Here is a 5106-nt window from a genome sequence, read left to right on the forward strand (position 1 = left end):
GGTCGTTCTCGGTCGCTCAGTGTCTCTCGCAGTCGGCACCAGGCCAACCGTTCGTACGTGTCCTTGACGATAGAACCGGACCGGAGGCCCTTCCTGACGGATTCCATGTCCGGAGGTATGCGACCAACTGTCAAAAAGCCCGCGGGCGTCGGGCTCGTGCGGAGCCACCGCGTGGCCGAGTGTCGACCGCCGGCCGACCGATCCTTTAAGTAGTACGAACCGGCTGGACGGGTGATGCACGCGACAGAGGAGACGGACTGCCCGGAGTGTAGCGGGCACGTCGAACGACGCGAGGACGAACAGGTGTGTCGCCAATGCGGACTGGTCGTCGGCGCCGACCGGATGGACCGCGGCCCGGAGTGGCGGTCGTTCGCCGACGACGAGAACGACCGCGAGCGGACCGGCGCGCCGTTGACGCCCGCCCGCCACGACAACGGCCTCTCGACGGAGATGGGCCACGCCCCGGACGCGCCCGCGCGACGCAAGCGACGGCTGGCGCGGATGCGGACCCACCACCGCCGGGCCGGGACCGCATCGAAGGTGATGCGCAACCGCCGGGCGGCGTTCACCGAGATCAGGCGGATGACCGACCGCCTCGGCGTCCCCGACCCCTTCCGCGACCGGGCGTGCGTTCGCTTCAGGGAGGCCCAAGAGGCGGACCTACTCCGGGGGCGGTCCATCGAGTCGATGGCCGCCGCGGCGGTGTACGCGGTCTGTCGGGCGGCGAGTCTCCCGCGGACTATCGAGGAGGTGGCCGGCGTCGCCCGCATCGACGCCGACCGCCTCACCACCGCCTACGGCGTCCTCAACCGTGAGTTGGACGTCGAGACGGGCCCGGTCGATCCGGCGGAGTACCTCCCGCGGTTCGCCAGCGAACTGGACCTCGACACGGCCGTCGAGCGACGGGCCCACGACCTCGTCGGCGACGCGGCGGCGGCCGGCCTCACGAACGGCAACAACCCCTGTGGCGTCGCCGCGGGGTGTCTGTACACCGCCGCCAGAGCGGAGGGAACGGATCTCACACAGGCCGAAGCGGCCGAGGTAGCCGGCGTCGCTGCGGCGACGCTGCGAGTGACCTACCACCGACTGCGCGAGGAGTGAGCGTGAAAGGTGGGCTTTTATCGACTGGCGCGACAACGGCCGGGTATGAGTACGGCAACGAAAGTCGTGGTCGGAACGGTCGGTGTCTCGGCACTGCTGGCGCTTGCGCTCGTGGCCAACATCGTCCTCGGGGCCTGATGTTCACCGAACGCTCACTGTCGGAGCCGCTGTCGTCGGTCCGGGACGCTCACGCCCCCGACGCCGTCGTCTTCGACACCGAACGGGACTTCGAGACGCTGGATCCGGCGGTCGCCGAGGAACTCGGCCTCCGGGTCGACGGACTCGACCCCGCCGAGTACCCGACGGAGTGGCTCCCGGCCGACGCGCCCGACCAGTTGGTCGAGTACGCAAGCGGCGCGTTCACCGTCGGTGCGCCGGGCGACGGCGGCGTCGCCTGGACCCGCCAGACCGACCCGCCGCTCGTGTTCGTCAAACCGCGACTGACCGGCTCTCCCGACGACTTCGTCGACTTCCTGATCGCCGAGGCGCTGGTCGAAATCGGACTCGACCTCCCCGAGCACTTCCTCGGGTTCTTCGGGGAGCGCTACCGGGACCTCGACGCCATCGCCGGCGACAGCCTCGGCCCGGCCGGGACCTACCAGCTAGCGACCGCGCTGTTCGACGCCTACGTCGCTGTCACAGCCACGCGGTGTTCGAGGGGTGGGCCGACACGCATCCGGACCTCTACGCGGCCTACGAGGACGCCGGCGAGCGGTTGACACCACGGCTGTCCTCGCTCTCGGAAGACATCGCGACCAGCGAGACGACGTTCCCGCAGGCGGCCGAACTGGCCTGCAACGCCGTCAAACACGACGTGTCTGTGCCCGCGCCGTTCGACGCCCTCGACACCGCGGCCTACGGCGACCACGGCGTCGACTTCGCGCTGGAGTGGGCCGACCGAGTACTGTAGCTAGTCGAGATAGTTTTGATAGTCAGGAGAGTAAACGATAGAGGCTACCATAGGCTGGCGAGACTGTTCGCCTATGTCGAAACCGGTACTGGGGTACGTACGATTGGGCGTTATCGGGGTGGCGATGCTCTTCGGAACGGTGTGTCTGGGAGGTGGCGTCCTCTCGGGATTGACGCCGCTCGACGCCCCGTTTATGAGTGTCTTTCCGGGGCAAGCGCCGGCGGTGTCGACTATCGGTGTCGGGAGCTACGTCGTCGGTGTGTGGGCGTTGATAGCCGGTGGGGAATACCGGCCGCGGCGGCGCTAGAGACGGTCCAAGACCGCGTCGTCGTCGTAACAGAGTGTGAGTTCCCGCGAGCGGCCGCGGCCCTCGACACTCTTGTACTCGGTGTCGACGATGCCCAACTGGTCGAGTTTGTTGATGATCTCCGAGTAGCGGGTGTAGCCCAGATCGGTGCGCTCGCCGAAGGTCTCGTAGACGTCGCCGGCCTGCCCGCCGCCGCTCTCGGCGAGGACTTCGACCAGCGCCGTCTCGGCCTCCGAGAGGCCGCGGAGGTGCCGCGAGAGGTGGACGTACTTCGATTTGTCGTAGGCGGCCTCGACGTCCTCGCGTTCGACGGTCCGACTGGCGCGCATCTCGGCGTTCATCCCCGCGCGGCGCAACAGGTCGATACCGACCCGGAGGTCCCCGCCCTGTTCGGCGGTGAGTTCGGCGACGCGGTCGAGGACAGGCGCGTCGATGACACCCTCGTGGAAGCCGCGCTCGACGCGTTCGTCGAGGATGTCGACGATTGCCGGCTGGTCGTACTTGCTGAAGTACACCTCCTCGGGCCGGAAGACGCTCTGGACGCGGGAGTCTAAGGCCTCGATCACGTCCAACTCCAGATCCGAGGAGATGCAGACGACGCCGATCTTCGCGCCGCTGTGGGCCTCGTGGGCGCGCAACAGCGAGTACAGCGTGTCCGAGGCCTCGTTCTCGTAGAAGAGGTAGTTCACGTCGTCCAGCGCCACCGCCAGCACCGTGTCCTCCTCGACGAGGCGGTCGGTAATCTGGCCGAACAGCTTCTTGAAGGAGATGCCGCTCGCGGGCGGTTCGTAGTCGAAGACGTGCTCGAACAGCCGCGAGAACACCGAGTACCGCGTCGAGTCGACCTGACAGTTGACGCGGGCGACCCGCACGTCCGTCTGGGCGTGGAGTTCGGAGAACAGCTTCTGGACCGCCGTCGTCTTGCCCGTGCCGGGCGGTCCCCGGGCGATGACGTTCAGCGGCCGGGACCCTCGAACGGCGGGGCGGAGCGCGTACTTCAGGGACTCCATCTGGGTCTCGCGGTGACGGAACGTCTCGGGCACGTAGTCTATCTCGAAGACGTGCTCGTCCCGAAAGACCGTCTCGTCCCAGGAAAGCATCCCCTCTTCGGGGTCCTCGGTCATCACTTTCACCTCGCTCCCGACGCTACTTAACAGTTGTTCGGGATACAGGAGTCCGGATTCGGACGGTAAGAATATTCACAATCGTTATATAATCCCGCTGTGATGCACACACCACACCATGGAGACAGACACACACCTCGAGGAGTGGGCGTCGCTCGTCGGGGGAGAGGTGCCGGAGAACGTCGATGCCATCGCCCGCGAGGAGTCCGTCTGGCGGGCCGACGGGACCGACGACCCGCGACTGTTCTGAGACTGGGGCGGGCCGCCGCTCGCGGCTGTCGGCCCGGGAGTCGCCGGGGGGAGCGTCTCGCTGACCGACGGATCCCGTGACGGTCGCTCAGGCCACGTTGCCGTACTGTTCGTCGAGTTTCGCCGCGGCCTCGTCGAACTGTCGACGCTCCTCGTCGGTGAGCGCCCATTCGACGACGTCCTCGGCGCCGTCGGCTCCGAGTTCGAGAGGGACGCCGACGCTCGGGCCGGCGTGGCCGTACTCGCCGTCGAGGGGAACCGACCCGGGGATCACCTCGCCAGTGTCGCGGACGATAGCCTCGACCATATGGCCCAGTCCGGCCGCCGGCCCCCACTGGGTCGCGCCCTTCTTCTCGATGACGTTCATCGCGGACACCCGGACCGCGTCGAGTATCTCCTCGCGTTCGTCCGCGTCGAACGCGGGGTCGACGCCGCCGACGCGGACCTTCGAGAACAGCGGGACCTGCCCGTCGCCGTGTTCGCCGACGACAGTCGCCTCGACGTTCCGGACCGGCACGCCGAAGTAGTCCGCGAGGACGTGCCGGAACCGGGCGCTGTCGAGGCGGTTGCCGAACCCGACGACGTGTTCGCGGGGCCGGTCGCCCGTCTCGTAGAGGTGGCGGTTCAGCAGGTCCGCCGGGTTCGACGTCGTCAGCGAGACGAAGTCCTCTGTATGGGCTTCGAGGTTCGACCCGATGTCGTCCATAATCGGGAGGTTGTCCTCCGCCAGATCCAGCCGCGTCTGTCCCGGTTGCCGCGGGATACCGGCCGTGATGACGGCGACGTCCGTCCCCGCGGTGTCCTCGTAGCCCCCCTCATAGACCTCGGTGTTCGCGTCGTAGGCGACGCCGTGCCCGACGTCGCTGGCCTCGCCGACCGTCTCGTCTTCCTTCTCCGGGATATCGACGAGGCATATCTCGTCGACGATGTCGCGCCGCGCGATGTCGTAGGCGGCGGCGGCACCGACGGTCCCAGCGGCCCCAATGACACTTACTTTCGTGAAGGACATACTAGCTAGTACCGCTCACGGACACCGGTTAAACGCTTCGGCGGTACGGAGGACGATACTTTTCCGGTCGCCTACCGTACGGACGCCTATGAGCGACTTCGACAAGGAAGCCGAGCGGGAACGGCTCCGGGAGAAGTACGACGAGGAGGAGGACGACCGGGAGACGACAGAACGGATGAGCGAACTCCTGTTGAAGGGCGCGACGATGACCAACGCCCACTGCGGGGAGTGTGGCGACCCCATCTTCCGCTACGAGGGCCAGGAGTTCTGCCCGTCCTGCCAGCAGGTCGTCGCCGACGCGACGAGACGGGGGCCGCGAGCCCACAGTCGGCGGACGGCGACGACGGCGCCGAAGGGACGCCGGCCGAGGACGGGGACGGCCGACGGCGCCGGCGGACTGGCCCTC

6 protein-coding genes and 1 pseudogene are annotated in these 5106 nt (G+C 67.7%); 5 read left to right on the forward strand and 2 right to left on the reverse strand.

Annotated features, from left to right (window positions below):
• Nucleotides 1-234 precede the first annotated feature (234 nt).
• The 3 genes and pseudogenes from GJ629_RS14195 (at nucleotide 235) to GJ629_RS14205 (ending at nucleotide 2318) form a co-directional block, all read left to right on the forward strand.
• Nucleotides 235-1101 (forward strand): transcription initiation factor IIB family protein, encoded by an 867-nt coding sequence (locus GJ629_RS14195; protein WP_157513619.1) that lies wholly within the window; start codon nucleotides 235-237, stop codon nucleotides 1099-1101.
• Between the two features lie 137 nt (nucleotides 1102-1238).
• Nucleotides 1239-2011: pseudogene (locus GJ629_RS14200) on the forward strand (hypothetical protein).
• 124 nt (nucleotides 2012-2135) lie between these two features.
• Entirely contained in the window at nucleotides 2136-2318 is a 183-nt protein-coding gene (locus GJ629_RS14205) for a hypothetical protein (protein WP_157513620.1), read from the forward strand.
• Here the strand turns inward: GJ629_RS14205 and GJ629_RS14210 are convergent.
• On the reverse strand, nucleotides 2315-3442 hold the full coding sequence (locus GJ629_RS14210; RefSeq protein ID WP_157513621.1) for an ORC1-type DNA replication protein: 1128 nt from the start codon (nucleotides 3440-3442) through the stop codon (nucleotides 2315-2317). The two genes, GJ629_RS14205 and GJ629_RS14210, sit on opposite strands and share 4 nt — an antisense overlap.
• 118 nt (nucleotides 3443-3560) lie before the next feature.
• On the opposite strand from GJ629_RS14210, the gene GJ629_RS17680 reads away from it, so the two are divergent.
• The gene (locus GJ629_RS17680; protein ID WP_255475242.1) at nucleotides 3561-3692 is read left to right on the forward strand and encodes a hypothetical protein; all 132 of its coding nucleotides are present in this window, start codon (nucleotides 3561-3563) and stop codon (nucleotides 3690-3692) included.
• 87 nt (nucleotides 3693-3779) lie between these two features.
• On the opposite strand, the gene mdh is transcribed toward GJ629_RS17680, so the two are convergent.
• Nucleotides 3780-4700, reverse strand: a complete 921-nt coding sequence (gene mdh / locus GJ629_RS14215; RefSeq protein ID WP_157513622.1) for a malate dehydrogenase — start codon at nucleotides 4698-4700, stop codon at nucleotides 3780-3782.
• 88 nt (nucleotides 4701-4788) lie between these two features.
• On the opposite strand from mdh, the gene GJ629_RS14220 reads away from it, so the two are divergent.
• Nucleotides 4789-5106, forward strand: a 318-nt coding sequence (locus GJ629_RS14220; RefSeq protein ID WP_305037658.1) for an Sjogren's syndrome/scleroderma autoantigen 1 family protein, incomplete at its 3' end; no start/stop codon positions are given.

The sequence above is a fragment of the Halapricum sp. CBA1109 genome (assembly GCF_009741825.1).
Lineage (GTDB): Archaea > Halobacteriota > Halobacteria > Halobacteriales > Haloarculaceae > Halapricum.

What these genes read in the sequence shown, in the direction of transcription:
- mdh (WP_157513622.1), bottom strand. Translation starts at nt 4,700, where the DNA reads ATGTCCTTCACGAAAGTAAGTGTCATTGGGGCCGCTGGGACCGTCGGT.
- GJ629_RS17680 (WP_255475242.1), top strand. Translation starts at nt 3,561, where the DNA reads ATGGAGACAGACACACACCTCGAGGAGTGGGCGTCGCTCGTCGGGGGA.
- GJ629_RS14210 (WP_157513621.1), bottom strand. Translation starts at nt 3,442, where the DNA reads ATGACCGAGGACCCCGAAGAGGGGATGCTTTCCTGGGACGAGACGGTC.
- GJ629_RS14195 (WP_157513619.1), top strand. Translation starts at nt 235, where the DNA reads ATGCACGCGACAGAGGAGACGGACTGCCCGGAGTGTAGCGGGCACGTC.
- GJ629_RS14205 (WP_157513620.1), top strand. Translation starts at nt 2,136, where the DNA reads ATGCTCTTCGGAACGGTGTGTCTGGGAGGTGGCGTCCTCTCGGGATTG.